Annotated in this window: 23 protein-coding genes and 1 pseudogene; 17 read left to right on the top strand and 7 right to left on the bottom strand. The window is 53.2% G+C overall.

The window, feature by feature from the left end; translation table 11 throughout:
* Nucleotides 1–256 precede the first annotated feature (256 nt).
* The gene (locus PBOR_RS19920; RefSeq protein ID WP_081972130.1) at nucleotides 257–1,708 is read left to right on the top strand and encodes a nicotinate phosphoribosyltransferase; all 1,452 of its coding nucleotides are present in this window, start codon (nucleotides 257–259) and stop codon (nucleotides 1,706–1,708) included.
* Between the two features lie 392 nt (nucleotides 1,709–2,100).
* Nucleotides 2,101–3,330, top strand: coding sequence for a family 8 glycosyl hydrolase (locus PBOR_RS19915; RefSeq protein ID WP_042214639.1), 1,230 nt, complete (start codon nucleotides 2,101–2,103; stop codon nucleotides 3,328–3,330).
* A gap of 189 nt (nucleotides 3,331–3,519) precedes the next feature.
* Here PBOR_RS19915 and PBOR_RS19910 read toward each other — a convergent pair whose 3' ends face one another.
* Nucleotides 3,520–3,960, bottom strand: a complete 441-nt coding sequence (locus PBOR_RS19910; RefSeq protein ID WP_042214637.1) for a hypothetical protein — start codon at nucleotides 3,958–3,960, stop codon at nucleotides 3,520–3,522.
* Between the two features lie 600 nt (nucleotides 3,961–4,560).
* On the opposite strand from PBOR_RS19910, the gene PBOR_RS19905 reads away from it, so the two are divergent.
* The 15 genes from PBOR_RS19905 to PBOR_RS19835 all read left to right on the top strand — a co-directional run bounded on the left by PBOR_RS19905 (nucleotide 4,561) and on the right by PBOR_RS19835 (nucleotide 21,670).
* Complete coding sequence (locus PBOR_RS19905) at nucleotides 4,561–5,571, top strand: 2-oxoacid:acceptor oxidoreductase family protein (RefSeq protein ID WP_042214635.1); 1,011 nt, start codon at nucleotides 4,561–4,563, stop codon at nucleotides 5,569–5,571.
* Nucleotides 5,572–5,597: 26 nt separating this feature from the next.
* Nucleotides 5,598–7,904 carry a thiamine pyrophosphate-dependent enzyme gene (locus tag PBOR_RS19900; protein ID WP_042214633.1) on the top strand — a complete coding sequence of 769 codons (2,307 nt, stop codon included), beginning with the start codon at nucleotides 5,598–5,600 and terminating at the stop codon, nucleotides 7,902–7,904.
* A 152-nt stretch (nucleotides 7,905–8,056) separates the two neighbouring features.
* Nucleotides 8,057–9,082, top strand: a complete 1,026-nt coding sequence (locus tag PBOR_RS19895; protein WP_042214631.1) for an ROK family transcriptional regulator — start codon at nucleotides 8,057–8,059, stop codon at nucleotides 9,080–9,082.
* 12 nt (nucleotides 9,083–9,094) lie between these two features.
* Nucleotides 9,095–10,300: an MFS transporter gene (locus PBOR_RS19890; RefSeq protein ID WP_042214629.1), complete on the top strand. Its 1,206-nt coding sequence runs from the start codon at nucleotides 9,095–9,097 to the stop codon at nucleotides 10,298–10,300.
* On the top strand, nucleotides 10,300–10,899 hold the full coding sequence (locus PBOR_RS19885) for a DUF1349 domain-containing protein (RefSeq protein WP_042214627.1): 600 nt from the start codon (nucleotides 10,300–10,302) through the stop codon (nucleotides 10,897–10,899). Before PBOR_RS19890 ends, PBOR_RS19885 begins: the two co-directional genes overlap by 1 nt.
* 101 nt (nucleotides 10,900–11,000) lie before the next feature.
* Complete coding sequence (locus PBOR_RS19880) at nucleotides 11,001–11,522, top strand: hypothetical protein (protein WP_042214626.1); 522 nt, start codon at nucleotides 11,001–11,003, stop codon at nucleotides 11,520–11,522.
* Between the two features lie 352 nt (nucleotides 11,523–11,874).
* On the top strand, nucleotides 11,875–12,231 hold the full coding sequence (locus PBOR_RS19875; protein WP_052429573.1) for a NifB/NifX family molybdenum-iron cluster-binding protein: 357 nt from the start codon (nucleotides 11,875–11,877) through the stop codon (nucleotides 12,229–12,231).
* Nucleotides 12,232–12,264: 33 nt separating this feature from the next.
* Nucleotides 12,265–13,143 (top strand): nitrogenase iron protein, encoded by an 879-nt coding sequence (gene nifH, locus PBOR_RS19870; RefSeq protein WP_042214625.1) that lies wholly within the window; start codon nucleotides 12,265–12,267, stop codon nucleotides 13,141–13,143.
* Between the two features lie 58 nt (nucleotides 13,144–13,201).
* Nucleotides 13,202–14,503, top strand: coding sequence for a nitrogenase cofactor biosynthesis protein NifB (gene nifB / locus PBOR_RS19865; RefSeq protein WP_081972129.1), 1,302 nt, complete (start codon nucleotides 13,202–13,204; stop codon nucleotides 14,501–14,503).
* Nucleotides 14,504–14,537: 34 nt separating this feature from the next.
* Complete coding sequence (locus PBOR_RS19860; RefSeq protein WP_042214623.1) at nucleotides 14,538–15,857, top strand: O-acetylhomoserine aminocarboxypropyltransferase/cysteine synthase family protein; 1,320 nt, start codon at nucleotides 14,538–14,540, stop codon at nucleotides 15,855–15,857.
* A 30-nt stretch (nucleotides 15,858–15,887) separates the two neighbouring features.
* Nucleotides 15,888–16,982: an ABC transporter substrate-binding protein gene (locus PBOR_RS19855; RefSeq protein WP_042214622.1), complete on the top strand. Its 1,095-nt coding sequence runs from the start codon at nucleotides 15,888–15,890 to the stop codon at nucleotides 16,980–16,982.
* 15 nt (nucleotides 16,983–16,997) lie between these two features.
* Complete coding sequence (locus PBOR_RS19850; protein ID WP_052429571.1) at nucleotides 16,998–17,996, top strand: ABC transporter permease; 999 nt, start codon at nucleotides 16,998–17,000, stop codon at nucleotides 17,994–17,996.
* Nucleotides 17,993–18,886: an ABC transporter ATP-binding protein gene (locus PBOR_RS19845; RefSeq protein ID WP_081972128.1), complete on the top strand. Its 894-nt coding sequence runs from the start codon at nucleotides 17,993–17,995 to the stop codon at nucleotides 18,884–18,886. The genes PBOR_RS19850 and PBOR_RS19845 overlap by 4 nt, the downstream gene beginning before the upstream one ends.
* Entirely contained in the window at nucleotides 18,883–20,364 is a 1,482-nt protein-coding gene (locus PBOR_RS19840) for a nitrogenase component 1 (protein ID WP_042214620.1), read from the top strand. The genes PBOR_RS19845 and PBOR_RS19840 overlap by 4 nt, the downstream gene beginning before the upstream one ends.
* The gene (locus tag PBOR_RS19835) at nucleotides 20,348–21,670 is read left to right on the top strand and encodes a nitrogenase component 1 (protein ID WP_042214617.1); all 1,323 of its coding nucleotides are present in this window, start codon (nucleotides 20,348–20,350) and stop codon (nucleotides 21,668–21,670) included. The genes PBOR_RS19840 and PBOR_RS19835 overlap by 17 nt, the downstream gene beginning before the upstream one ends.
* 28 nt (nucleotides 21,671–21,698) lie before the next feature.
* Here PBOR_RS19835 and PBOR_RS38620 read toward each other — a convergent pair.
* The 6 genes and pseudogenes from PBOR_RS38620 to PBOR_RS35595 all read right to left on the bottom strand — a co-directional run.
* Nucleotides 21,699–21,854 (bottom strand): annotated as a pseudogene (locus PBOR_RS38620) (hypothetical protein); the annotation flags it as partial.
* A 397-nt stretch (nucleotides 21,855–22,251) separates the two neighbouring features.
* Entirely contained in the window at nucleotides 22,252–23,070 is an 819-nt protein-coding gene (locus PBOR_RS19830; RefSeq protein WP_052429570.1) for an ABC transporter permease, read from the bottom strand.
* Nucleotides 23,067–23,441: a hypothetical protein gene (locus PBOR_RS38120; protein ID WP_245647835.1), complete on the bottom strand. Its 375-nt coding sequence runs from the start codon at nucleotides 23,439–23,441 to the stop codon at nucleotides 23,067–23,069. The genes PBOR_RS19830 and PBOR_RS38120 overlap by 4 nt, the downstream gene beginning before the upstream one ends.
* A 41-nt stretch (nucleotides 23,442–23,482) precedes the next feature.
* On the bottom strand, nucleotides 23,483–24,079 hold the full coding sequence (locus tag PBOR_RS38115; RefSeq protein ID WP_245648281.1) for an ABC transporter ATP-binding protein: 597 nt from the start codon (nucleotides 24,077–24,079) through the stop codon (nucleotides 23,483–23,485).
* A 29-nt stretch (nucleotides 24,080–24,108) separates the two neighbouring features.
* On the bottom strand, nucleotides 24,109–24,906 hold the full coding sequence (locus PBOR_RS19820) for an ABC transporter permease (RefSeq protein WP_042214615.1): 798 nt from the start codon (nucleotides 24,904–24,906) through the stop codon (nucleotides 24,109–24,111).
* Nucleotides 24,907–24,937: 31 nt separating this feature from the next.
* Nucleotides 24,938–25,966 carry an ArsR/SmtB family transcription factor gene (locus PBOR_RS35595; RefSeq protein WP_052429569.1) on the bottom strand — a complete coding sequence of 343 codons (1,029 nt, stop codon included), beginning with the start codon at nucleotides 25,964–25,966 and terminating at the stop codon, nucleotides 24,938–24,940.
* Nucleotides 25,967–26,139: the final 173 nt, after the last annotated feature.

The raw sequence follows: 26,139 nt of genomic DNA, 5'->3' as shown, positions 1-26,139 counted from the left end.
ACGAAGATAAGATCAAAAGCTGTAAGGAACGAAGGGGAAATTTGGAACTGTAGGAGCGGTAGCGACCGCCTTTGTCACCGGATTTCCACTGCGGATAGCAGTATGGAATCAAGAAATCTGGGGACAACAGCGGCCGGAAGTCCAAAGTTCACCGCAGTGACACTTTAGCTTTAAGTTAATTTCAAAGTTCAAATTATATAACACAACAGCAACTGCAGATCCCGCTACAGCAGTGCAACTATTAGGAGATGAGGACTTGAGGAGAGAACTTGCTCTACATACAGATAAATATCAGATTAATATGATGTACGCCCATTGGGTCAACGGTACCCACAAGCGCCGGGCTGTATTTGAAGCTTATTTCCGTAAGCTGCCGTTCGGCAACGGGTTCGCTGTATTTGCCGGACTTGAGCGGATTGCCCAGTACATTGCTGAACTGCGGTTTACAGAGGATGATATCCGCTACTTGTCGGAGCAGGAGGAGAATTATGCACCGGCGTTTCTGGAGGAGCTGCTGCAGTTCCATTTCCAGGGCAGCATTCATTCGATGAAGGAAGGCGCGCTTGTCTTCCCGGATGAGCCGCTGATTCGCGTGGAAGGCACGATTATGGAGGCTCAGCTGGTCGAGACAGCCATCCTGAACTTCATGAATTACCAGACACTGATCGCGACCAAGGCCTCCCGGATCAAGCAGGTGGCCCCGAATGATACGCTGCTTGAGTTCGGAACGCGGCGTGCGCAGGAAGCGGATGCGGCCGTATGGGGAGCCCGGGCGGCTTATGTGGGAGGTTTCCATGCGACCTCCAACATGCTGGCCGGCAAAATGTTCGGCATTCCTACGAAGGGAACACATGCCCACTCCTGGGTGCAGAGCTTCCCGAGCGAACAGGAAGCCTTCGATGCATATGCGAGAGTAATGCCGGATGGTGTTACCCTGCTGGTCGATACCTTCGATACCCTGCGCAGCGGTGTGCCGAATGCGATCAACACCGCCAAGAAGCTGGAGGCGCAAGGCAAACGGATGAACGGCATCCGGCTGGACAGCGGTGACTTGGCGTATCTCTCCCGCAAGGCCCGGCAAATGCTCGACGAAGCCGGACTGCAGTACGTGAAGATCGTCGCTTCCAATGACCTGGACGAGAACACGATCATGAACCTGAAGTCGCAAGGCGCGGCTATTGATACATGGGGTGTCGGAACCCAGCTGATTACAGCGTCAGATCAGCCTTCTCTCGGCGGAGTCTACAAGCTGGTTGAGATCGAATCTCCCAGCGGAGAGATGATTCCGACGATTAAGATTTCCTCGAATCCCGAGAAGGTATCGACTCCCGGCAAAAAAGCCGTTTACCGTATTATCGGGCAGAACGGTAAAGCCTTGGCGGATTACATCAGCTTCTCCGGGGAAGAAGCACCGCGTAATGGGGTCCGGCTGAAGCTGTTCAATCCGCTGCATCCTTATATGAGAAAACATGTGGAACACTACGAGGCGCTGCCGATGCTGGAGCCGATTGTAGTGAACGGCTTCCAGGTCTATCAGCTGCCGGACCTGAACGAGATCCGCCGTTATCATCAGGAGCAGCTTGACCTGTTCTGGCCGGAGTACCTCCGTAAGCTGAACCCCGAGGTATTCCGCGTGAATCTCAGCGAGCAGCTGTGGAACCGCAAGCAGCAGCTGATTGCGGAGCACATGATGCCGGATGTGGAGTAGCCTGATCGTAGCAGAAGCATAGACTTATTTATACTAAGCCCTCTCAGTTGGTGGTTGGTCCGCGACCGGAGAGGGCTTTTTGGCTGGAGTAAAGGCAGAAGGGCAGGCAGGCCCATTCCTCTGCGTATTTCTTCATAGACACTTAATACGCAGGACCATATGCTCATTGACACGAAGTCGCTGGAATAATATATTAAATATGTTCTTAAATACAATTTTCGCAGAAATGGATTTATTTTTTTGGGGCGAAAGTTAAAGCGCTTTAACTTTCGCCTGACAGACCTTTGGGCTTATACCCGGTGTGAGGGGGGTGAACTTTTCCTACGGCAGATCGTTAGTGATTGCAATGGATTCGAAGCCATATCCACCAAATCATGAGGAGTGAATGCGTTATGAACAAGCAAGGGAAACGCAAGCTGCACTGGAAAAGTCTGATTCTTCTATGTCTGGCGCTCTTTATCCTGCCTGCCGGGTCCGCCTTCGCCGCAGTGAACAAACCGTTCCCGCAGCATACGACCTATACGGGCGGAACCATCAAACCGAATAATGTCACCCAGACGGTTATGGATAATGCGGTTAAGACCAAATGGGATGCCTGGAAAGGCGCGTATCTCAAACCGGCCGGAACAGGCAAATATTATGTGAAATATAATTCGGACGGGGAGACCGTCTCTGAAGCACATGGCTACGGCATGCTGTTCACCGTGCTGATGGCCGGCTACGATACTAATGCGCAGACGTACTATAACGGACTCTACAATTATTACACAGCACATCCAAGCTCCATTAATCCCTACCTGATGTCCTGGAAACAGAACAGCAGCTTCCAGAATATCGAAGGCGAGGATTCTGCAACAGACGGTGATATGGATATAGCGTACTCGCTGCTGCTGGCTCACAGACAATGGGGAAGCAGCGGAACAGTCAACTATCTGCAGGTAGCAACCAATATTATCAACGCCATCATGGATAATGAAATTAATCAGACCCAGTGGACGATCCGGCTGGGCGACTGGGCGAACAGCGGTTCATACAATACGGCTACCCGTCCTTCAGATTTCATGCTCAGTCATTTGAAGGCCTTCCAGTCCGCTACCGGGGATGCCCGCTGGCAGAATGTAACGGATAAGACCTATACGATTATTAACAGCCTCTATACCGGTTATAGCTCTACCACCGGCCTGCTGCCGGATTTCGTAGTCTACTCGAGCAATACCTACAAACCGGCCGCAGCGAATTTCCTGGAGGATGCCAACGACGGCAATTATAATTACAACTCATGCCGCACACCGTGGCGGATTACCACCGATTATTTGCTCACAGGCGATAACCGCGCCTTATCCCAGCTGAATCAGCTGAACAGCTGGATCAAGACCAAGGTAAGCAGTACGCCGGGCAGCATCAAGGACGGCTACAAGCTGAACGGAACCACCTTCGGCAGCTACAACAGCGGTGCGTTCTATGCCCCGTTTGGCGTAAGTGCAATGACCTCATCTGGCAACCAGAGCTGGCTGAATTCACTCTGGAGCCATACGTCAGGCAGCGCGGCTGAGGATTATTATGAAGACAGCATCAAGCTGTTCTCCATGATCGTGATGTCCGGTAATTGGTGGACTTACTAAGCGTTTTTATTCTTGATATGATCAAAAGACGAAATCCGGGTGGTCACTGATCACGGGTTTCGTCTTTTTTTATAACGGGTGCCTGTGAAATTTATGATAAATACACCAATAAGCTCGGTAGAATTCTTAAGAGAAATATTGAAAAAAATCCCCGAAGTTTCCGGGGATATTACTCTGAACGATTATTATTTATCCATTACCTGCTACCGCAATTCCACTAAAACTACATGCTCCTAAAGTTGCAGTCCTAATCGCTGATGCTATGATGATATATTGAATTTGCCCCGAGAGCACATCATTAGCCGGTGGGTAGTCTACAGCGGTTATTCCTACCATTTCGTACTGGGTCGCTGTATTATTAATGTTTCCAGGATATGTCGTACTAAAGATTAATGTATTATTACGATAGATGCTAAAAGTAACATCATTTTGAACAATAACGCTAACATCAATACTAAGCCTTGCATAAGCAGTTAATGTAACTCGCACTAAGTTCACATTTTCAGGTGTAACACTTGAGGTTTGAAGTCCAATGTCACCGAAAATCGCACTCGAGCGGACCAAAGCTATACCAGGGGTATCCATTACACTAGTTTCTGAGATGCGCATATCCAAAAACTGAATACTCATTTCAATACACCTAACCTCTCTTTAGTAGATGCTATATTTTATGAGAGGAAAGATCGAACGCTTGTGCAATTAAAAAAATAGTGTGCCGATCCCGTCTTGATAAATAAACTGAGAGAACAGCGCAACCTGTCAGTGGATCTAGTTGAAGAACCTTGTATAAATAATATTCGAATTATTAATTTTTAAACGATGTTATTGATACTTAATTGATACTGTAAATACAGTGTTTAAAAGGAATAAAGATCATTGACGATGTTGCTGATGCTGTGCTTAACCCATGATTTCTGTGATAAATTTAACATCTTAATTTTTAATTTTATTGCTAAATTAAGGGTGACATTGGTTCCACATCATCCTTGGGAAAACGCGGAATTACACACAATTTTCACAATTTGTCGTTTTTATGGCAGATTACCTTCTATTGAAGTAACGCCGCGCTGTCGCGTATAAAGAAACCCACCCAAATCAATAAAGAATTGTGATTCCCAAAGCGTGGATAATGCAAGATATGTCACTTCGCGGCTTGCAATTTCAAGTTACAATCGTTGAAAAAGTCAAAAGGATGTTATTCTACTTGACACTAAGAAAGGGGTTATGTCGGTGGTACAATTGCCAAAAGTAAATGAGCTCGGCTTCTTTGAGATTCGTCTCGAATCCATTGGAGGCCTGGGAGCGAACCTTGCCGGTAAGATGCTCGCGGAAGCGGGGGTAGTCGGCGCGGGACTCAATGGCGTCAGTTTTTCATCGTATGGTTCGGAGAAGAAGGGGTCGGCGGTTAAAGCTCATATCCGTTTCTGCGATATGGACACTCATATCCGTGATACCTCCCCGGTAGAGCGTCCGCATGTTGTAGGTGTTTTTCATGAAGCACTTGCCAAGACCGTTAACGTAACCAGCGGAATTCATGAACACAGTACCGTTCTTGTGAACTCGGCCAAGACGCCGGAAGAACTCAAAGAACTGCTGAAGATGAAGGCCGGCACCATTGCCGTAATCGATGCTACCAGCATTGCGCTGAAAGAGAAGAACCGGGTGAATATGGCGATGCTCGGCGCGCTGTTCCGGCTCTGTCCGTTCCTGGATACCGATATTATGAAGGGCGTTATTGAGAAGTCCCTCGGCAAGAAATATCCGCAGGCGGTCCAATCGGCCATTACGACCTTTGACCGTGGCTATAATGAAGTGAAATTCATGCAATTCGAGCTGGCTGCCGGTGACACCATGCCGGAATATGTACGCTCCGATATCTCGGCTCTCGGTTATGAGACCCAGCCGATGGGCGGCACCATCACGAACCCGGGCGGCAGTTTCCTGAAGAACCTCAGCATCTCCCGTTCCGGTATGCTTCCGGTCTATGAGAATGAGTCCTGCATCAACTGCGCACAGTGTGACACGGTATGCCCGGATCAATGCTTCGTATGGGAAGAGCGGCTGGACCGCAAGGGCCGTTCGCAGATGTTCCTGCTCGGCATTGACTATCAATATTGCAAAGGCTGCCTGAAATGTATCGGCGCCTGCCCGACCTCGGCACTTTCAAGTAGCAGAGAGAAGGAAGGCTATGCAGACAGCCATACCGTAAAGCATACGTTTGATCTGGTAACTCAAGTCTAAATTTCGGAAGAAAGGTGGAATGAATTGTGGCTATTGATTATGAAAAAGAAGTAGGCTCCGCCAAAGTGGAGCAGAAATTCCTATATGAATCCGGCAATGAAATGGCGGCCTATGCCGCCCATCAGATTAACTACCATGTCATGGGTTATTTCCCGATCTCCCCGTCGACAGAGGTTGCCCAGTTCCTCGATACCATGAAAGCCAGCGGCCAGCATGATATTATGCTGGTGCCTTCTGACGGCGAGCACAGCTCCGCCGGGATCTGTTATGGCGCCTCTACAGCAGGCGGCCGCGTGTTCAATGCTACCAGTGCTCAAGGGTATATGTTCATGCTGGAGCAGCTGCCTGTACAAGCAGGTACGCGGATGCCTATGGTCATGAACCTGATCTGCCGTTCGATCTCAGGACCGCTGAATATTCACGGAGACCATTCAGATTTGTATTTCGCCCTGAACACAGGCTGGCCGATCCTGATGTGCCGTGATCCGCAGTCCGTCTACGACATGAACCTGATGGCGCTGAAGCTTGCAGAGCATGCCAAGGTCCGCCTTCCGGTTATGGTTGCTTCCGACGGTTATTTCACCTCTCACCAGAAGCGTCGTGTGCAGGCTTTTGCCCACCGCGAGGATGTTCATAAGTTCGTAGGGGAGCAGCCGCCAGTTGGCTTCACCGATACGCTGGACCGCAATAACCCTGTTACTGTAGGACCTTATATGAACGAACCGGATTACATCAACAACCGTTATCAGCAGTCTGTTGCTATGTACAACGCGGGTGAAGTGTTCGAAGAGATTGCCGCTGAATTTGCCGTGCTGACAGGCCGCCATTATGGGGTGATTGAACAGTACCGGATGGAGGATGCCGATGTTGCCGTGTTCCTGATGAACTCCGCTTCGGAGATTATCAAGGATGTGGTCGACCAGCTCCGCGGGCAGGGAATCAAAGCCGGCGCCATCTCCCCGAACATGATCCGCCCGTTCCCGCAGAAGCAGATTGCTGAAGCGCTGAAGAATGTCAAAGCCATCACTGTCGGTGACCGTGCGGATTCCGTCGGCGGCCACGGCGGCAACATGGTTAACGAAATCAAGGCTGCACTGTTCACTTATGGCAACACTACCACTAAGGTAATCAGCCGTATCTATGGACTGGGCGGTAAAGACTTCTATGCTGAAGACGGGCATCATTTCTTCCAGCTGGCTATGGATGCTGTGGTAGCAGACCGTGTAGAAGTGCCGTTTGATTACTACGGCCACAATCCGGGAGCACCGGAGAACGCACCGAAGCGCCTGCTGAAGCCGATGAACTTTGATCTGCTGAAGACCGGCCTGATTACGGTGAACAAGAATGAAGAAACCGGTAAGCTGGCCGTGAAGATTCCGCCGATCCGCTCCCTGATGAAGAAGCCAAGACGCTTGTCTCCGGGACATGGCGCATGTCCGGGCTGCGGTATTTTCTCCGGCCTGGAGCTGTTCTTCAAAGGTATTGAAGGGGATATCGTAGCTCTGTATCACACAGGCTGTGCCATGGTTACGACCACAGGTTATCCTTATTCCTCGCATAAATCGACGTTCATCCACAACCTCTTCCAGAACGGTGCAGCTACGCTGTCCGGTGTCGTGGAAATGTTCTGGGAACGCAAACGCCGCGGCGAGCTGGACGGTTTGGGGCTGAAGGATGACTTCACGTTCGTCATGGTAACCGGTGACGGCGGGATGGACATCGGAATGGGTCCGGCGATCGGTGCAGCACTGCGCGGCCACAAGATGATTATCGTGGAATATGATAACGAAGGCTACATGAATACAGGTGCACAGCAGTCTTATTCCACACCGCTCGGACACCGTACTTCGACTTCGAGCATCGGCAAAACCCAGCAGGGCAAGCTGACCCAGCATAAGGACACTGCGCAGATTATGGCGGCGACCAATATTCCTTATGTCTTCACCGGCTGTGAAGCTTATCCGCAGGATCTGCTGAAGAAGGCTGCGAAGGCCCAGTGGTATGCCCAGAACGAAGGTCTGGTCTACGGTAAGATCTTAATCGCCTGCCCGCTCAACTGGATGAGCGAAGACAAAGACGGAACAGATATTGTCTCCCTGGCCGTTGAGTCCTGCTTCTTCCCGCTCTATGAAGTAGAGCAGGGCATGACCAACATTACGTATAACCCGGAAGACAAGGAGAAACGGATCGAAGTATCCGCCTGGCTGAAGACGATGGGCAAAACCCGCCATCTGCTGAAGCCTGAGAATGAACCTGCGCTGCGCAGCTTCGAGAATGAGGTACAGCGCCGCTGGAGCCGTCTCAAAGCGAAACATGAGCACCCGGATTTGTAAGGCTTAACGGAACCGCAACAATAGTAAGCTATTATTCATACCCGCCCGGCAGAGATTCTCTGCCGGGCTATTTAAGTAGGGATGGATTTTTTTCAAAATATCTATTTATTAAAACACTTTAATAAAGTATTATTATAATGAGGTGAAAGCAGATGCAGAAGATTGGCGGAAACGCGCTGGTGATTCGCGAAGTCAATATGAACCTGGTGCGGCAGGTATTGAAGGAACACGGGCAGGCGACCAAACGGCAGATCGCAGCGATTAGCGGCCTTAGTGTCGTTACGGTAGGCACTGTGCTGCAGCTATTGGAGGCGCAGCATGAGGTGCTGGCGGGAGAACTCGTATCGTCCAGCGGAGGTAGACCCGCACAGCAATACATATACAACGATGAGTATGCACTGGCACTAATTCTGTACACGCATGAAGAGCGGGATGTGACCTATATTCACAGAACGGTCGTCACGCTTGCCGGACGCACGCTGTTTGAGGATAATACCGCGGTCTCAAGCATCGATCTGGCGGCCTTCGAAGCGGTGATTGACAGCTCGCTGCAGATGTATTCCCCGATCCAGGCTATCGGTCTGGGTCTGCCGGGTGCGGAGGTTGACGGACTGATGGTTGTATCCGATTACGAAGCTTTGCGCGGTGTTCCGGTAGCGGAGCATTTCCGCCAGCGCTATGGCAAACCTGTAGTGATTGAGAACGATGTCAACGCCGCAGTGATTGGCTATTGCCGCCGGATGAAGGAGGAGACAGCTTCAGTTGTTTATCTGTATTTTCCGGACCGTTTTGCTCCGGGAGCCGGGATATTTATAGGCGGCAAGCTGTATAAGGGAAAACGCGGGTTCGCCGGAGAGGTAGCCAACATACCGCTTGGTATTGCCTGGGGAGAAGGCGGACTGATTGCTTCCTTTGACGGACTTACGGATGCGATCGCCAAGCTGGCGGTTGCTGTCAGCAGTGTGCTGAATCCGGATATCGTTGTGCTATATGGCAGCTTCCTGAACGAAGGGCATCTTAAGGCAGTGGGGGATAAATGCAGTACGGCTCTGCCTTATCCGGCAGTCCCACGAATGAGAATGTCAGACGATTTTGCCGCAGATTACATTCAGGGAATGATTGTACAGACATTGGGAACTTTGGAGCAGAGACTGTATTTAACGAAAATAGAAGGTTAGGCGGGGTACAAAATGGCAACGGTATTCTTAATTATTATTTATCTGGCATTTATCAGCTTAGGCCTGCCGGATTCCATGCTGGGAGCAGCCTGGCCGATCATGAGGCTGGATTATGGGGCGCCGGTTGAGACAGCAGGGCTGCTCTCCATGATTGTAGTTGCAGGGACGATTATCTCCAGCTTAGCCAGCAGCGCCGTGCTGAAACGGCTGGGTACGGGAATGGTCACTTTTATCAGCGTGGCTGTGACGGCTCTGGCCTTGCTCGGCTTCTCTTACTCTTCATCCGTCATTTGGCTGGCTGTGCTGGCTTTGCCGCTTGGCCTTGGCGCAGGTTCGATCGATACGGGGCTGAACAACTATGTGGCCACCCACTATAAAGCGCATCATATGAGCTGGCTGCACTGCTTCTGGGGTATTGGCGCGATGCTCGGGCCGATTATTATGTCGCGTTATATTGCGGGCGGTGAATCCTGGAGAACAGGATACTTTACTGTAAGCATGATCCAGTTCGCGCTTGTGGTGCTGCTGTTCATCAGTCTGCCGCTATGGAAAAGAGCAGGCAAGAGCAGCAGTCCGCAGGTTGAAGAAACCCGGGATGTGAAGGTAAAGGCGGCAGTGGAGGCCTCTTCCGGCAATGTGCTGCGTATCAAAGGTGTGAAGCTGGCGATGATTACTTTTCTGTTCTATTGCGGAGTAGAAGCAACGGTAGGGCTTTGGGGCAGCAGCTATCTGGTTAATGTTAAAGAGGTATCAGCGGCAACGGCGGCGGGTTGGGTGTCTCTGTATTACGGAGGTATCACGGCCGGCCGGCTGATTACCGGGTTTATTACCTTCCGGTTCAGCAACCGGGAGCTCATCCGCGGGGGGCTGGCGGTTTCGCTGCTGGGTGCGCTGGTGCTGGCCTTACCGCTTCCGGCGGTCTTTTCACTGGTGGCTTTTATTCTGATAGGACTGGGCTCGGCACCGATCTTCCCCTGTATGCTGCATGAGACACCGGCAAGGTTCGGACAAGAGAACTCCCAGAAGATTATGGGCTATCAGATGGCTCTGGCGTATACCGGCGGTGCTTTTCTGCCTCCGCTTCTGGGTTGGGTGGCCGCGCGCAGCAGCTTTATGATTCTTCCGATGGTGATGATCGGTTATATCATCGTTATGATTCTAAGCTCCGAGCAGATCAACAGCATGATGAAAAAACGGAAAGAAGAGGTGAGCCGGTAATGAGAATAGTAGCGTGGCAGGACGGCGTATGGAGTAACGAGCCCGTATCCAGTAGGATTGCAGCAGGAGCGCTAGTGGCGGAAGCTGCGGAAGGCAGCGATTATTGGCAAAAAACGATGTATGGCTTCCAGCATGACAACGGGCACGCCCTGCTGACACCCTGGGAGGATTCGGAGGCTATCGAAGTCAGCTTTTCGCTGGACGGGTTCACAGAGCTGTATGATCAGGCAGGTATTATGCTGTGGCATAGTGATAAAGTATGGATCAAAGCGGGTATTGAGCTGAATGATGGGATTCCGCATGTGGGCGCCGTTGTAACCGACGGCTACTCGGACTGGTCGCTGTCTCCTGTTCCGGAATGGACGGGTGAGATAATCACCCTCCGGGCTTCACGGATGAAGGATGCCGTTATCCTCAGAGCCAGAACAGACAGCCATCCTTGGCGTACAATCAGGGTCGCCCGTTTTCCATATGAGACGGGAAAGCAGGCAGGACCCTTCCTGTGTGCTCCAACCCGGCCGGGATTTCAGGTAACCTTTACACGGTGGGCGGCTTCAGCTCCTGATACCGATGTGCATACGGACCCGCCGGTACGGTAACCTCCCCGTAGTGTGATTCATTCTGTGCATACTTTTCATACACTCAGACATCCTATAACTATCAGAAGGAATCTGAGTGTTTGAGAAGGGGGCTAATGGATATGAAGCGTCGATTGGCAGGTGTGCTGGCTGCTGCATTGACGGCCGGGACACTGCTTGCAGGCTGCTCCGGGGAGCAGGACCAGAAGGAAGCGGGCAGCTATACGATGCAGGCCTATCAGGACGGGACGATGCTGGCCTATTCGCAGGGAAAAGGGCTGGACGGCCGGTTCCGCAAGGAGATGCGCCAGGCTTTTGCCACTGAACAGCTTGCGCTGACCGATGAGAAGTTTACCGAAGACAACCGCGGAAACACCAGCTATCAGTATCTGATCAACAGCCAGCCCGCGCAGAATATTACGCTGCATGTATTCACCAGCCGCCCTGAGCGGGTCAGCCGGATTACCGATTGGTATGGCGGCATGCCGCTGGCGGAAACTTCCGGGGCGAGAACAGAGGTCTTTAACAAGGACAATACCTCACTGGTGTATACCTCCATGGGCAAGGAGAAGGGGAAGTACTCGAAGAAGGTAAAGGACCTTTTTGCCGGACTTCTGGAGCATTTGGGCACACACGCCCATTAAAAAATCACACAATATTCACCATTCAGGGGATTGATCTTTAAGCAGCGGTTAGGTATATTAATACAAAGTAATTCAATTGGTATTTGTTTATTTGCCGAGCGGTTCACCGCAGGCCGGTCTCAACATCCGCAAGCGGGTGCTGTGCCGGCCTTTTCTTTTATATACCTATGTGAACGAGTTCACAACAAAGCAATGACTGCATAACAGCTTTAAGCAGGAAGCATACACCAAGAGCATAGCGCAGCATCTGCTGAGATTGGGCCGACTGGACCACAATCCGGAGGTCAAACCATACACCTGAGAGGTGAGCGGTTTGGCCTCTTTGTGTATCGCAGATCAGGAGGAGATGGGAGTGACGTGGAAGATTGCCATCGGAAGTGTGGACGGCATTAATATCAATCAGCATTTCGGGCGGTGTGACCGGTTCCTGATCTATAGGATGGAGCCGGAAGGAAGTTACAGCATTATAGAGGACCGGAGTTATGACCGGCAAGCGGAAGCAGCAGGCCACGACACGCATTCGCTGCAGAATACCGCCGCCCTCCTCGCAGACTGTAGTATTGTCCTGGTCAGCCACATTGGACCGGGAGCGAGAGCGCTGCTCTACGAGCAGGGAATTCAGGCTATGGCGGTCGAGGCTCCGATTGAACAGGCGATGGAGCGTCTGGTGCATTTTCTCCGGTCAGGCAGGGGCGCTATTCTGCAGTGAATGATTGCATATTCCATCAAAGGAGTGTCAGACATGGTTAAGAAATTGAAGCAGATCGCGATTTACGGCAAAGGAGGAATTGGCAAGTCGACAACGACTTCCAATATCAGTGCTGCGCTGTCGGTGGCAGGCTACAAGGTCATGCAATTCGGCTGTGATCCCAAAAGTGATTCCACCAATACGCTGCGGGGCGGAGAATACATACCGACAGTGCTGGATTCATTGCGTGATAACCACGCGGTTAAGGCACAGGATGTGATTTTCCAGGGCTTCAACGGGATCTATTGCGTGGAGGCTGGTGGCCCCGCACCGGGGGTGGGCTGTGCGGGGCGCGGCATTATCACCTCGGTATCCCTGATGAAGCAGCAGCGGGTGTTTGAGGAGCTGGATCTGGATTTTGTCATCTATGATGTACTGGGTGACGTGGTATGCGGCGGGTTTGCTGTTCCGGTGCGTGAAGGCATTGCGGAGCATGTCTATACGGTAACATCAGCAGATTTCATGGCAATCTACGCGGCGAATAATCTGTTCAAGGGCATTCATAAGTATTCACAGGATGGAGGCGCACTGCTAGGCGGAGTTATTGCCAACTCGATTAATGCCCCGTATGCGAAGGAGATTGTTGACGACTTTGTCAGCCGGACGGATACAAGAGTGGTTGAATATGTGCCGCGTTCGCTGACGGTGACCCAGAGTGAGCTGCAGGGCAAGACAACGATTGAGGCAGCTCCGGATTCAGAGCAGGCCAGAGTATACCGCAGTCTCGCTCAGAACATTGCCGAACATACGGTGTCCAAGGTGCCGGCTCCGCTGGAAACGAATGAACTGCGGCAATGGGCGGCGGATTGGGGGAAACGCCTGGTCCAGCAGGATTCCGGACTGGCGGCACCTGCAGCGGCGGGAAGCCTGTAGTCACACGGTATAAGGCATATGGCATATCCATGTAACGGAATATTGGGGAGGGAGCGGCTTGCAGAATGTTCAGCGTCACCCCTGCTATGATGAGCTGGCGCACGAGGTATTCGCCAGAATGCATCTGGCTGTAGCACCGAAATGCAATATTAACTGCAATTATTGCAACATCAAATACGACTGTGTCAGTGAGAGCCGCCCCGGGGTGGTCAGCCAGGTGCTTACACCGGAAGAGGCCCGCAGGAGTGTGCAGCAGACGCTTAAGGTTCTGCCCCAGCTGACCGTAGTTGGCATCGCCGGTCCGGGAGATCCGCTGGCGAATCCGGTGCAGACCTTCGAGACCTTCCGGCTGCTCTCACGGGAAATGCCCGATCTGCAGCTGTGTCTCAGCACGAATGGCCTGAAGCTTCCTGATTATGTTGAAGAGATCACAGGATGCGGCATTAATCACGTCACGGTAACAATGAATGCCCTGGACCCGGCCATTGGCGGGCGGATCTATCACTCGATCTATTACCGGGGCAAAGCTTACCGCGGCGAGGCTGCCGCAGCCATTCTAATCTCCCGGCAGCTGGAGGGAATCTCGGCCATGGCTGCCAGAGGAATTAAAGTCAAGGTCAACTCCGTGCTGATACCGGGTGTAAATGATGATCACCTGATCGAGGTTACACGAGCTGCCAGGGAGGCTGGGGCATTCTCCCACAACATAATGCCGCTGATTATTTCACCGGGCAGCCGGTTCGAGCGGGACGGGCGGCTGGCACCGGACCCCGGTCTGACCCTCAAGGTGCAGGAGAGGTCCGCAGAGCTTATGCCGATCATGCGCCACTGCCGGCAGTGCCGGGCCGATGCCGTCGGCCTGCTGGGCGAGGACCGTGGTGGGGAATTACTGGCGGGCCTGCCGGAATACTCACCGGAAGAGCGGGAGCTGAGGCTTATGCAGCTGGACGGGGAGCTGGAGGTCCGCCGGAACCGGCAGGCGTCCGGGCGCAGCCCGGGTGCCAGTGCAACGAGAATTGCTGTTGCGACTAGGGGCGGCGGCAGGGTTAATCTGCATTTTGGCCATGCCTCTGAATTTCTGGTCTATGAAGTGGAAGAAGACAGCTACCGGCTGCTCGGGGTCCGCAAAATCCAGGCTTACTGCAACGGAACAGCTTCCTGCGGTGAGGCGGATGCTGCGGCTATTCTTAAGGAAAGTGCAGAATTACTGCGTGACTGCCAGCTTCTGCTCTGTTCAGGAATCGGCTCCTTCCCGCAGGAGGTGCTGCGTCAAGCGGACATTATGGCTGTTGTTACGAAGGATGATATTGGAGTATCGCTACTTAAATACGGACGTCTGCTGTCTTATTTTAAGATTTAACAAGCTATAACCAGGAAAGAAAGCGGGGATAACAATGGCTGATCACAATCTGGGTTTCGATACGCTGAAGGTACGGGCGGGCTATGACTCACGGGAGCATAATTATGCGGTGGCCGTGCCGATCTATCAGACGGCCTCTTATGATCTGGGCAGTGTGGGGCGGGCGGAGAAATTGTTCGGCATGGAGGAAGCCGGATATCTGTATACGCGAATCGCTAATCCGACGGTTGCGGTACTGGAGCAGCGGCTGACTGCGCTGGACAAGGGGACGGGAGCGGTTGCTGTAGCTTCCGGGATGGCGGCGGTAACCTATGCGCTGCTGAATCTGGCGGAAGGCGGAGGCCGGATTGTCACTACGCCGCGCCTGTATGGAGGATCGTTTGATGCACTTAAGCATTTATATCCCAAGTTTGGCGTTCACGTTGATTTTGTCGAGGATTCGGATGATCCTGAAGCCTTCCGCCGGGCGGTCCGGCCGGATACCAAAGCCATTCTGATTGAGAGCATCAGCAATCCTAACTCTACGATTCTTGATATTGAAGCTATAGCGGCTGTAGCCCATGAGAACGGTCTTCCGCTGGTCATTGACAACACCTTTGGCACTCCCTATTTATTCGATTCCTTCGCTCATGGTGCAGATATCATCGTCTACTCGGCTACGAAGGCTATCGGCGGTCACGGCACTACCCTCGGCGGTGTGATTGTCGAGAACGGCAAGTTCGACTGGGCGGGCGGCAGATTCCCGCATTTCGCAGAGCCGCAATACCTGCTGCGTGAGCAGGAGACAGGCCGTGAGCGCAGCATTCTGGAGGTATTCCCGGAGGCTCCTTTTACCGCAAGAGTCCGGCTGAGTTATCTGGCGTACTTCGGTGCAGCACTTAGTCCGTTTGATGCTTTTCTGCTGCTTCAGGGCACGGAAACCTTGTCGGAGCGGATATCCAAGCAGGTGGCGAACGCTCTTAGAATCGTAGATTATCTGCAAAAGAATGACAGGGTCAGCTGGGTGAGTCATCCTGCGGCGGACGGGAATCCGTACCAGGCGCTTGCCGCCAGGTATTTCCCCAAAGGGGCAGGCTCGATCTTCACCTTCGGCTTTGGCGGCAATGAGGAACAGCTTCGTACATTCCTGAATGCCGTTAAGCTGTTCAGCTATCATGCCAATGTCGGGGATGCCAGATCGCTGATCATCAACTCCCCTAAGACCACTCATGGTGAGCTGAATGCTGAAGACCAGGCGGCGGCAGGCATTACTCCGGATACGATCCGGTTGTCCATCGGACTGGAGGACGCAGACGATCTGATCCGGGACCTGGAGCAGGCCTTCGCGGCGGCATTTGTGGAGAGTCTGGTATAAAATATCGAAGCGGGAAGGGAAGTTAACGAAATGAATACTAGCAAAAAACTGCCGGCCGTTCTGCTGGTCACCTCTGCATTACTGGTGGTCACGGCATGCGGAAATAATGCGGCTAATCAAAAAACATCTGCTAACAACCATAATCATTCAACATCTGCGCCAGCAGTTGCTGCAGTAGCTCCCTCAAGCAATGCGGCAGCATCAAACAGCAGCAAAGCGGCTCCGGCCAGCTACAAATACGGCAAGCTCAAAATCCAGGCATTGAGCGGAGCTGTCTGCGGAGCGCCGAGCTATGTGGCTTACGAGAAGGGCTTCTTTGCCGAAGAAGGTCTGGATGTCGAACTGGTCAGCGGTTCGATGGATGCAATGAAGACAGGCCTGACTACGGGAGAATTCACGGTTACGAACGGCGACTTCGTCTGGTTCACCTCCATCCAGCAGGGGCTTGACCTCAAGGTAATCGGCGGGCTGCATCACGGCTGCATTAAGCTCGTAGTTCCACCGGGTTCGGACATTAAGACCGCTGCCGATCTGAAGGGCAAACGGATTGGTGTCGATGAAATCGGCGGTGTGCCGATGGCAGTGGCGAGCGTAGTAGTGACTAATGCCGGACTGGACCCGCAAAAGGATGTGCAATGGCTGGCGTATCCGCTCGATCAGCTGCAGGAAGGTGTCAAAAAAGGCGAAATTGATGTATACGCCGCCTGGGATCCGTTCGGCAAGCTGGCTGAAGTGAATAACGGTTATACGGTACTGGCCGATATTTCGACCGACAGCAATTTTGCCGGGAAAAGCTGCTGCTTCCTGTACGCCTCCGGCAAGCAGATTGAGGAAGATCCGGAGCGTGTAGCCGCTATTGCCCGTGCTTACCAGAAGGCGACGGCATGGATCGCTGAGCATCCGGAGGAAACCGCAAAGCTGGAGATTGAGAAGAAATATGTTGCGACGGATGATGTGAAGCTCGTGACGGATCTGATTGAGAGCTATCACTTCAATTACACGACCGATGCCGCTCAGGAGGATATCCGTTATTTCGTCAAGCAGTTCAGCAAGACCGGCTTCCTGAAGAAAGATACCGACCCGGACGAATTCCTGAAGAAGGCTTATTATGATGTGTTTAAGTAGGAGGCCGGCAGAATCATGAGCCTTGTAAACCGCAATCTGGTGCTGGGAGGGCGTACACGCGAAGCCTTTCGTATTCCTGATCCGCTGCGTGCGGGTTTGCCGCTTGTCTCTTTTGGAACGGCGCTAATGCTGAGCCTGGTACTGCAGTCACGCCAGGATGTGGAGCAGCTGCCTTACCGGATCACGCTGCTTGCGTTCATTGTTTATTTTGCGCTGCACTTCCTCCTGCGCGGCAGGATCAGCGGCCGGAGATGGCAGCAGGTGCTGTACAAATCCCCTTTTTATCTGGTGCTTGGGTTCGTGCTGGCAGGCTGGGATGTGCTGACGACGAAGCTGGAAGTGCTGCCGCTGCCGTTCGTTCCGGGCTTGGCCCAGATTCTCTCGGTCATGGTCAATGATGCGCAGATGCTGCTGATCAGTACCGCATACTCCTTGCGGCTGCTGGTGATTGGATTCGTGATTGGCAGCCTGATCGGGATTGTGCTGGGGGTGCTGATCGGCTGGTACCGCAAGTGGAACTACTGGCTGTTTCCGGTGCTGAAGGTAATGGGGGTGGTACCCGCAACGGCGCTGATTCCCATAGTGATGATTCTGGTTCCGTCCAGCTTCTATGCAGCAGTGCTGCTGATCGTGATCGCGGTATGCTTTCCGGTGGCTTTCATGACCAGTGTCGGGATTGCTAATGTGCAGAACACGTATTTCGAAGCGGCACGGACGCTGGGGGCGGATGAACGTTTTCTTATATTTCGAGTGGCTATTCCCGGGGCGATGCCATCCATCTTCAGCGGGATTTATACGGCGACGGGGATATCTTTTGCCACGCTGGTGGTGTCCGAAATGATCGGAGCCAGGGCCGGGCTTGGCTGGTACATTAACTGGGCCAAAGGCTGGTCTGATTATGCCAAGGTGTATGCTTCGATCATTATTATGGCGGTGACCTTTTCCATAGTGATGGCCATAATTTTCAGAGTCAGAGACAAGGTGCTCAAGTGGCAGAAGGGGCTGGTGAAATGAGCCGGAGGGAAACAGCAGGAGGTATAGCGAGAGAAGCAGATCAGGCGGGAGAGCCGGGAACCTTCGGGACTGTCAGGGGTGCTGTGAGCATCCGCAAGGTCAGCCGCAGCTATGAGGAGGACACCGGACGCAGGGTTGAAGCGCTCAAAGAGGTGGAGCTGGAGATTGAATCCGGCAGCTTCGTCTCCTTCATCGGTCCCAGCGGCTGCGGCAAAACAACACTTATGCGCCTGATCGCAGGACTGGATGAGTGTGCTAGCGGTGAAATCACGCTGGATGGCGAGCGGATTCATGGCCCGCATTATGAGCGGGGTTATGTCTTTCAGCAGGCGAACCTGTTTCCCTGGATGACGATCCGCCAGAATATTTCCGCAGGGCTGAAGGCCCGTAAAGTCTATCAGGAGAACCGCAGGAAGCCTGACGAATTCATTAGGATGGTCGGGCTGGAGGGCTTCGGCAATGCTTATCCCCATCAGGTATCCGGCGGCATGGCCCAGCGCGCCTCGCTGGCCCGCGCGCTGATCAACCAGCCCAAGGTACTGATGCTGGATGAGCCGCTGGGGGCGCTGGATGCTTTTACACGGATGAATCTGCAGGATGAACTATTGCGGCTGTGGAGGCTGCACGGCACAACAATGATCCTGGTAACGCATGATGTCGACGAGGCGGTATATCTCAGCGACAGGATCGTCATTATGTCCGCAAGGCCGGGACAGATCAAAGAGATTATTGAGGTAGAAATGGAGCATCCCCGTGACCGGGGCAGCTCGGAGTTTGTCTTTTTGCGCTCACGGATTCTGGAAACCCTGCATTTCGCCGGCAGCAGCGCAAGTCTGGAGTACTACCCTGTAGGCCATCCGGCCGCGACAAGGAAAGGGAGAAGAACATGAGCAAAGTGAATTTGAACACCCCTGAGGTTCCGGTCCGTGAGCTCCGGCTGGGGTCGATTACCGGGTTCTCCGGCACTGCCGCAGGCCTGGTAAGCTGCTCGAACGCCGGGGGCCTGAAGGACGGTTCCCGCTCCTTCAGCCAGTGCATGGGCTGCAGCTCCGGTAACGCTTTTTGCCAATTGTCCATGATTACGGACGCAGCGATGGTGAATCATGCGCCTGTAGGCTGTGCCGGAGATTTCTTCGGCTATAACTTCGTTTACCGGGTAGGGCAGATGGAACGTGATCTTCCTCCGGTCATTGGAAGATATTTCAATACGAATATTGAAGAGATGGATACTGTATTCGGCGGGGCACGTAAGCTTGAGGCGACGATCCGGCTTGCTTTTGAACGGGCGAAGCCCAAGGCCATCTTCGTAACCACCTCCTGTGCTTCGGGAATTATCGGGGACGATGTGGAGAGCGTGACGAATAAAATGACCCGGGAGCTGGGCATTCCCGTGGTCACCTGCTTCTGCGAAGGGTTCAAATCGAAGATCTGGACGTCGGGGTTCGACTCCGCTTATCACTCCATCGTCCGCAAGATCGTTAAGCCGCCGGAGAAGAAGACCAACAAAGTGAATATCATCAACTTTTGGGGCAGCGATGTGTTTTCCGGACTATTAAACAAGCTGGGTTATGAAGCCGATTATATCGTTCCGTTCTCTACAGTAGCTCAGCTGGAGCGGATCTCGGAAGCCGCAGCAACCATTCAGATATGCCCGACACTGGGAACCTATCTGGGAGCTGCGCTGGAGCAGGTCTACGGTGTGCCGGAGATCAAGGCTCCAGTTGCCTATGGCCTGGCTGGTACCGACGCCTGGATGCGGGAGCTGGGCCGGGTGCTGGACCGTGAACAGGAGATTGAGGAGATCATTGCTGTAGAGAAGGCGGCGGTTCTGCCGAAGCTGGAAGAATACAGAGCCAGGCTGACGGGGACGACCTGCTACATCACAGCCGGTTCGGCACATGGTCATGCCCTGATTGCGCTGCTGCGCGAGCTGGGCATTGATGTGCAGGGCGCGGCGATTTTTCATCATGACCCGGTGTATGACAATGGTGACCCGGCTGCAGATATGCTGGATCATACCGTCAAGACCTATGGGGATGTTCCCAACTACAATGTCTGCAATAAGCAGGCTTATGAGCTGGCGAACATTCTGAACCGGGTACGGCCCGATCTGATGATTGCCCGCCACGGGGGCATGACGCATTGGGGAGCGAAGCTCGGTATTCCTACGCTGCTGATCGGGGATGAGCATTTCAGCTGGGGATATCAGGGACTGCTGAATTACGCCGAACGTATCCTGGAGACGCTGGATAATAAGGAGTTCGTGACCAATCTGGCCAAACACAGCACCATGCCCTACACCAAATGGTGGATGGAGCAGCCGCCGTATACATTCCTGGGAGGCAACGTTCATGTCCAAGCTTATTGAACAGCCGCGCTACTCCTGTGCGCTTGGCGTACAGCAATCGGTGATCGCGATCCACCGCGCTGTTCCCGTGGTCCATGCCGGACCGGGCTGCAGCACCAAAATTCATGGGTTTCTGGGGCAGGGGGAAGGTTATGCGGGTGGAAGTACGATTCCCTGCACCAATTCCAGTGAAGCGGAGATTGTCTTCGGCGGGGAGAATAAGCTGCGTGGCGTGATTCACGGAGCCTTCAAGGTGATAGATGCGGATCTGTTTGTGGTGCTTACCGGCTGCACCTCGGATATTGTAGGGGATGATGTGGGACAGGTAACCCGTGAATTCCAGGCAGCAGGCAAACCGGTAGTCTATGCCGAAACCGGCGGATTCAAGAGCAATAATTATGTCAGTCATGATCTGATTATCAAGGCCATTGTTGAACAGTATGTCGATAAATTCGCTGCAGACAAAACCTCTGTCATTCCAGGACTGGTCAACGTCTTCGCCTCGGTGCCCTATCAGGACCCGTATTGGATCGGGAATCTGCAGGAGCTGAAGCGTATCCTGACCGGGATCGGTCTTACGGTGAGTGTGCTGTTCGGACCAGAGTCCGGCGGGGTAGAGGAGTGGCTGAGCATTCCCCGGGCCGAGTTCAACATCGTGGTGTCCGCCTGGCCCGGACTGAAGAGTGCGCAATTGCTGGAGGCTAAGTATGGCACACCGTTCTATCATTTTCCTTATCTGCCTGTCGGCGGGATAGAGACCGGCCGTTTCCTCAGGGAAGTCGCGGATTTCAGCAGTGTGGATAGAGCGGCGGCCAAAGCTTTTATTGCAGAGGAGGAACGCAAATTCTATACCCATATTGAACGGACTGCAGATTTCATGCTGGAATTCCGTTATGGCCTGCCCCGGGTGTTCTATACGATGCTGGATGCCTCTTACGCGGTCGGACTTGCCAAATACCTGCTCAATGAGCTGGGTATTCTGCCGGCACAGACGCAATATGTCGTGGATAATACACCTGAGGAATACCGCGCTGCGATTGTGGAACGGTTCCGGACCATTTCCTCCAGGCGTTCAGCCAATGTGGAATTTGTAGAGGACGGTGGGGCTATCCAGGAGGCGATCCGGCTGGATAAACCGGCGCAGCGTGCGCTTATTCTGGGCAGCGGCTGGGAACGCGATCTTGCCGCCGAGCTTGGAGCGGATCTGCTGCCGGTCAGTGTACCCATTACCTACCGGCTGATCCTGAACTGCGGGTATGCCGGTTATAACGGCGGTCTGCGGCTGATTGAGGATATTTATGACCGGGTGCTGGGGACGTACCGGTGAAGCTTCTTCCGGGTGCAGTATTATACATTCATAGACAACCGCCCGCAGGTTCAATGCAGCTTCTGCTGCTTGTAGCCTGCGGGCGGTTTTTTGAGATGGCTATGATGTGCTTCTTCGGAATTGTAATAATGTGAACAGGATAATAGGGGCGGGTATGATAATAGGCAAGAACGTGATCAGTATCAAATACTTTTTGTACAGAAGTAAGGCCGCTTTCCCCGGAATGGGCCTTTTTGCTGAAGCGGACTGAGAATCCGTTATTTCGTCAAAAAGCCCCGTAACCGGGGTGAAGCGGACTGAGAATCCTTTATCTTGTTCTAAAGACCTTGAAATGAGGCATTTCAGCGTATATAGCGGAATCTCAGTCCGGATACATCAAGATTCCTGCAGATTTGGCCAAATAGCGGAATCTCAGTCCTCCTCAGGAGCCGATTCCTTATATTGCTCCGAGAATACGGCTACCCTCTTAAGGACGCGTAGCCGTTTCTACCGGAAAGTGAAGACTTATTATGTTTGGGGATCCCCGCAAAGTGCCTGATTCATCCTCGAAGTTAAGGCCCCGCTTTGCGAGGTTATCTTGTCTAGAACAAACTCCAGTTACCCTTCAGGCGGGCATGGCGCTCTGCGCGGTACAAGATGTACCGGGTGCAACCGGCAAGCAGAAGACTGCCCGCCATCAGAACGGTCAGCGCCAGCCACCAGACCCGGCCGGTAGTGCCGTATAATGCTCCGCGTACCAGAATCAGGCTGTATGTCACCGGGAACAGGGCGGACAGCCCCGTTGCCCAGGCCGGGAAGACGGCTGGAGGTATGCGGACTCCCCCGAACAGCTCCATCGGAGTCTGAAAAATATAATAGAGGAATGAGGATTCCCGGGAGAACAGCGACACCGCGCTCAGCATTGCCCCCCAGATAATAGCGGCAATGGTAATCAGCAGCAGAGCAAGGGTTAGAGCCGCCCAATTAACTGATGCAGTATCTGAAACAAACACAAACGTCAGAATGGAGAAGGCCGCGAACATCCATATTCCATGCAATAAGGAATAGAGGGAACGGCCGTACAGGAAGGCTATTTTGGATGCCGGAGTCAGGAAGACGGTCTCAACAGTACCGTCTCTGCGTTCCTGCTCAAAAATCCAGGCCGTTTCCACCACTGTCCAGAACAGCTGGAATACTAAGTAGCCGCTCAGCAAAAACAACGGGATACGTTCATCCGGGATGATCCGTGATAACACAGAGCCTTCCCCGGTCCGGTAGGGCTTCATCGTGTAATAAGAGGTCAAGAAGCTGATGATAGGCCAGAAGAGCAGGGAGAAGAAGGTTGCCCGTCCCTTCCGGCGGTTTCTGTGCTGCTTCGTGAGTTCAGCGGCAATTGTCATCCATAGGCCGCCGGGTCTCATGAGGCCCGCTCTTCGGAGAGGAGTATAATAGCATCCTCCAAGGTTGGCTTTTCGCAGGAAAAGCTGTGGATCTGCAGACCGTGATCACTCACCCAGGGAAGCAGTTCTGTAATCAGCCTGTCCGCTGCAGGCGTTTGTACAGAGATTCTATAGGTTTCATCCGGGCTTGAAGAGATTAGTCCGGCAGCGTGTTGCCCGCCCGCCAGCTGCGCCGGATGGCCCAGTGCTCCCAGATGGGCAAGCAGCAGCGGCCGGAGGCACTCGTCCCATCCGCTTACATCCAGATGCGCGGTCTGTGAACCGGCAATCTGCGAGACGATAGCCTCGGGTTTGTCGCAGAGCAGCAGCTCGCCGCGGCGCAGGATATACACCCGGTCGCATAGCTCTTCAACCTCCTGCAGATAATGGCTGGTCAGCAGGATGCCTTTGCCTGTTCCTTGGCGAGCTTCCGTACCGTTCCGCGCAGCTGCCGTGCAATGGGTGCATCCAGCCCCAGTGTAGGTTCATCTAGGAATAAGTAAGCCGGATCATTGATTAATCCGCGGGCGATCTGCAGCCGCTGCTTCATCCCTTTGGAGTACTGCTCGACCGGCTGGTCAGCCGCTTCAGCCAGCCCAACCTCATCCAGCAGCCTGCTGCTTTCCCGGTGGATTGCCATGCTGCTGAGTCCGTACAGCCTGCCGAAATACTCCAGGTTCTCCCTGCCGGTGAGCCGCCAGTACAGCATCCGTTCACCGCCGGGAATCATGTTCACCTTCGATTGTATTGCTTTCCGGTTATCGTCCATGGAGAGTCCATCCACCTCTATGCTCCCCGAAGTCGGATCGAGCAGGGTGGAGAGCATGCGGATCGTTGTGGTTTTGCCGGCGCCGTTCAGGCCGAGCAGGCCGACAACCTCACCCGGTTCAATGGATAGCGACAGTGCCTTGACAGCGGTGTGAAGCTTGATTTCAGAGCGGAACAGGCCAAGCCTGTTTTTGGTCTGATAGATTTTGGTAACCTCATTCATGCGGATCACTTGACATCAGCCTCCCTTATTTAGAATTTCTCGAATAAACGGCGTTCCACCCTGGAGATGCACCATAACCCTACAGCAATATAGACCAGACTGAGCAGCAGTGCAGGCAGGAGGTCCGTCAAAGATACCGTCTCCCCGGTCAGCAGCGCACCGCGCAGTAGCTGGAGCGAAGTGGTAAGCGGGAAGATCTCCGCCGCAATCTGCAGGAACCTTGGCAGATACTGGCGCGGGAACTGGAAGCCGCAGAGCAGGGTCATTACGGTGAACAACGTATTCTGCACGATGTATGTATCACGTGTAAGCAGCATCACACTGCCCATCACCAGTGCCATTGCATAGGTAGACAGGATAAAGAGGAAGGCTCCGGCCAACACAGACAGCAGATGAGGGACTGGTAGCCGTAAACCGGCCAGAATGCCGAAAGCGAGAACAGCCGCCAGGATTAACCCGCTGCGGTAAAATTGCTGCACAGCCGTTCCGAGGAAATAGCCGTTCCTGCTTGAAGGCGAGAGCAGCAGCGCCTCAAGTGTGCCTTCCCTCCATTCGGTAATTAGCGACCTGGAGACATTCATCATCATGCTGACGCAGAAAATATTCAAAGTGCCGCCGATGATAGCAAATGCCAGATAGTTATGTGTTCCGGTATAAAGGGCGAATTTGTCATCCAAATCCCCCTGAATCAAATAAACATACGAGAAATAGGCGACCAGAACCAGATAGGCTCCTTCAATAATGTGACCCAGGGTGAAATTCCAGGGAAACGCCCTGAGGTTGGACCTCTGGTTTCTTACAGCGGTTGCAATCGCGGTTTGCCACACGGGCGGACATCTCCTTACTCGGGAATTAGATTCATTGTTCAAAATACTGCCTTTGCAGAACAATCAGGCTGTCAAACGCCTCCTTGCTGCTGGAGTAAAACAAATAATTCCCCTTGCGCTCCGAAGTGACGAGTCCGGCTTCGCTGAGCAGCTTAAGCTGCTTCGATACGGCGGCCTCCGAGATGCCAAGCACCGGAGCGAGCTGCTTCGTGCAGTGCGGAGCCTGCCAGAGCAGCTTAAGCATGCGCAGGCGTGTTGCATCGCCGAGCCCCCTGAACTGGCGCAGCAGATCTTCCGGCGGCGCTTCATTGAAGGCCAGCCCGGGAATATCAACAGCAAGCGGCAGCATAAGCCTTCCCTTGTCCCCGGTCCAATCGATCAGCAGATGGGGGAAAATGAAGGTGGAGGATAGCACAAAGATCTGCTGCAATTGTTCATATTCAAAATGATAGGTGACCGCTTTCTGCGCAGTAATGGTCCCTTCGGCGGCATGCAGCCGGGGATGCAGTGAATTCAGCGCTTTCTCCGCAGAGCGTGCGGCTGCTTCCTGAAACTGTGCCGCTGCGGTATGGATCCAAGGCTGAATATACTCCCACTCCTTGCGGAAGTATTCCTGTTCGTAATCCTCCAGGGTGGTGATCAGGAGGTTGCGTACAGACTCCAGATGCTTCAGCAGGTAGCGGGCAGGTTCATCCGGCGGAGTTACGGGTTTGCCGTGCCCCGGCAGCAGTCCATGCTGCCACTCCAGAATCGTACCCAGTGATATCCTGCCGTTCAGCATCACATGAATAAGCTCAGTGTCCGGCAGCGCCTTAAGCACCCGGATGCCTTCCTGGCTGGAAGAGAATGAGCCAAGGCGGTCCATAAGCGTTAGCCCTGTCCAGCTGTCGGACAGCCTCCCGATCGTCTGTATTCCTTCCGCAAGGGAAGGGGACATTCTGCTTAACAGTTCCTTAGCCCAGTGCAGGCGTTTGGGGTGATGCTCCGGCTGATGGAGCACATGCAGGCTGCACAGCATTTCGTGATAGGGGCAGACAACAGTTCTGATCTTGCGTTGCAATCGTTGGAGTGAGCTCATCTCTTTCCTTTCCGGTTAACCATATGGTTAATCAAAAACCACTTTCGCGTAAAGTGTTCAATAGTATAATTACAACTCCAGAAGTTGTCAATGCCATTTGAGGGCAGCCCAAAAAAAGGCAAACCAGCCAGCGCGCGCCTCATTAGAGACGCGGT

This window comes from Paenibacillus borealis (assembly GCF_000758665.1).
Classification (GTDB): domain Bacteria; phylum Bacillota; class Bacilli; order Paenibacillales; family Paenibacillaceae; genus Paenibacillus_AQ; species Paenibacillus_AQ borealis.
This window is presented reverse-complemented; position numbering and strand designations above follow the sequence as displayed.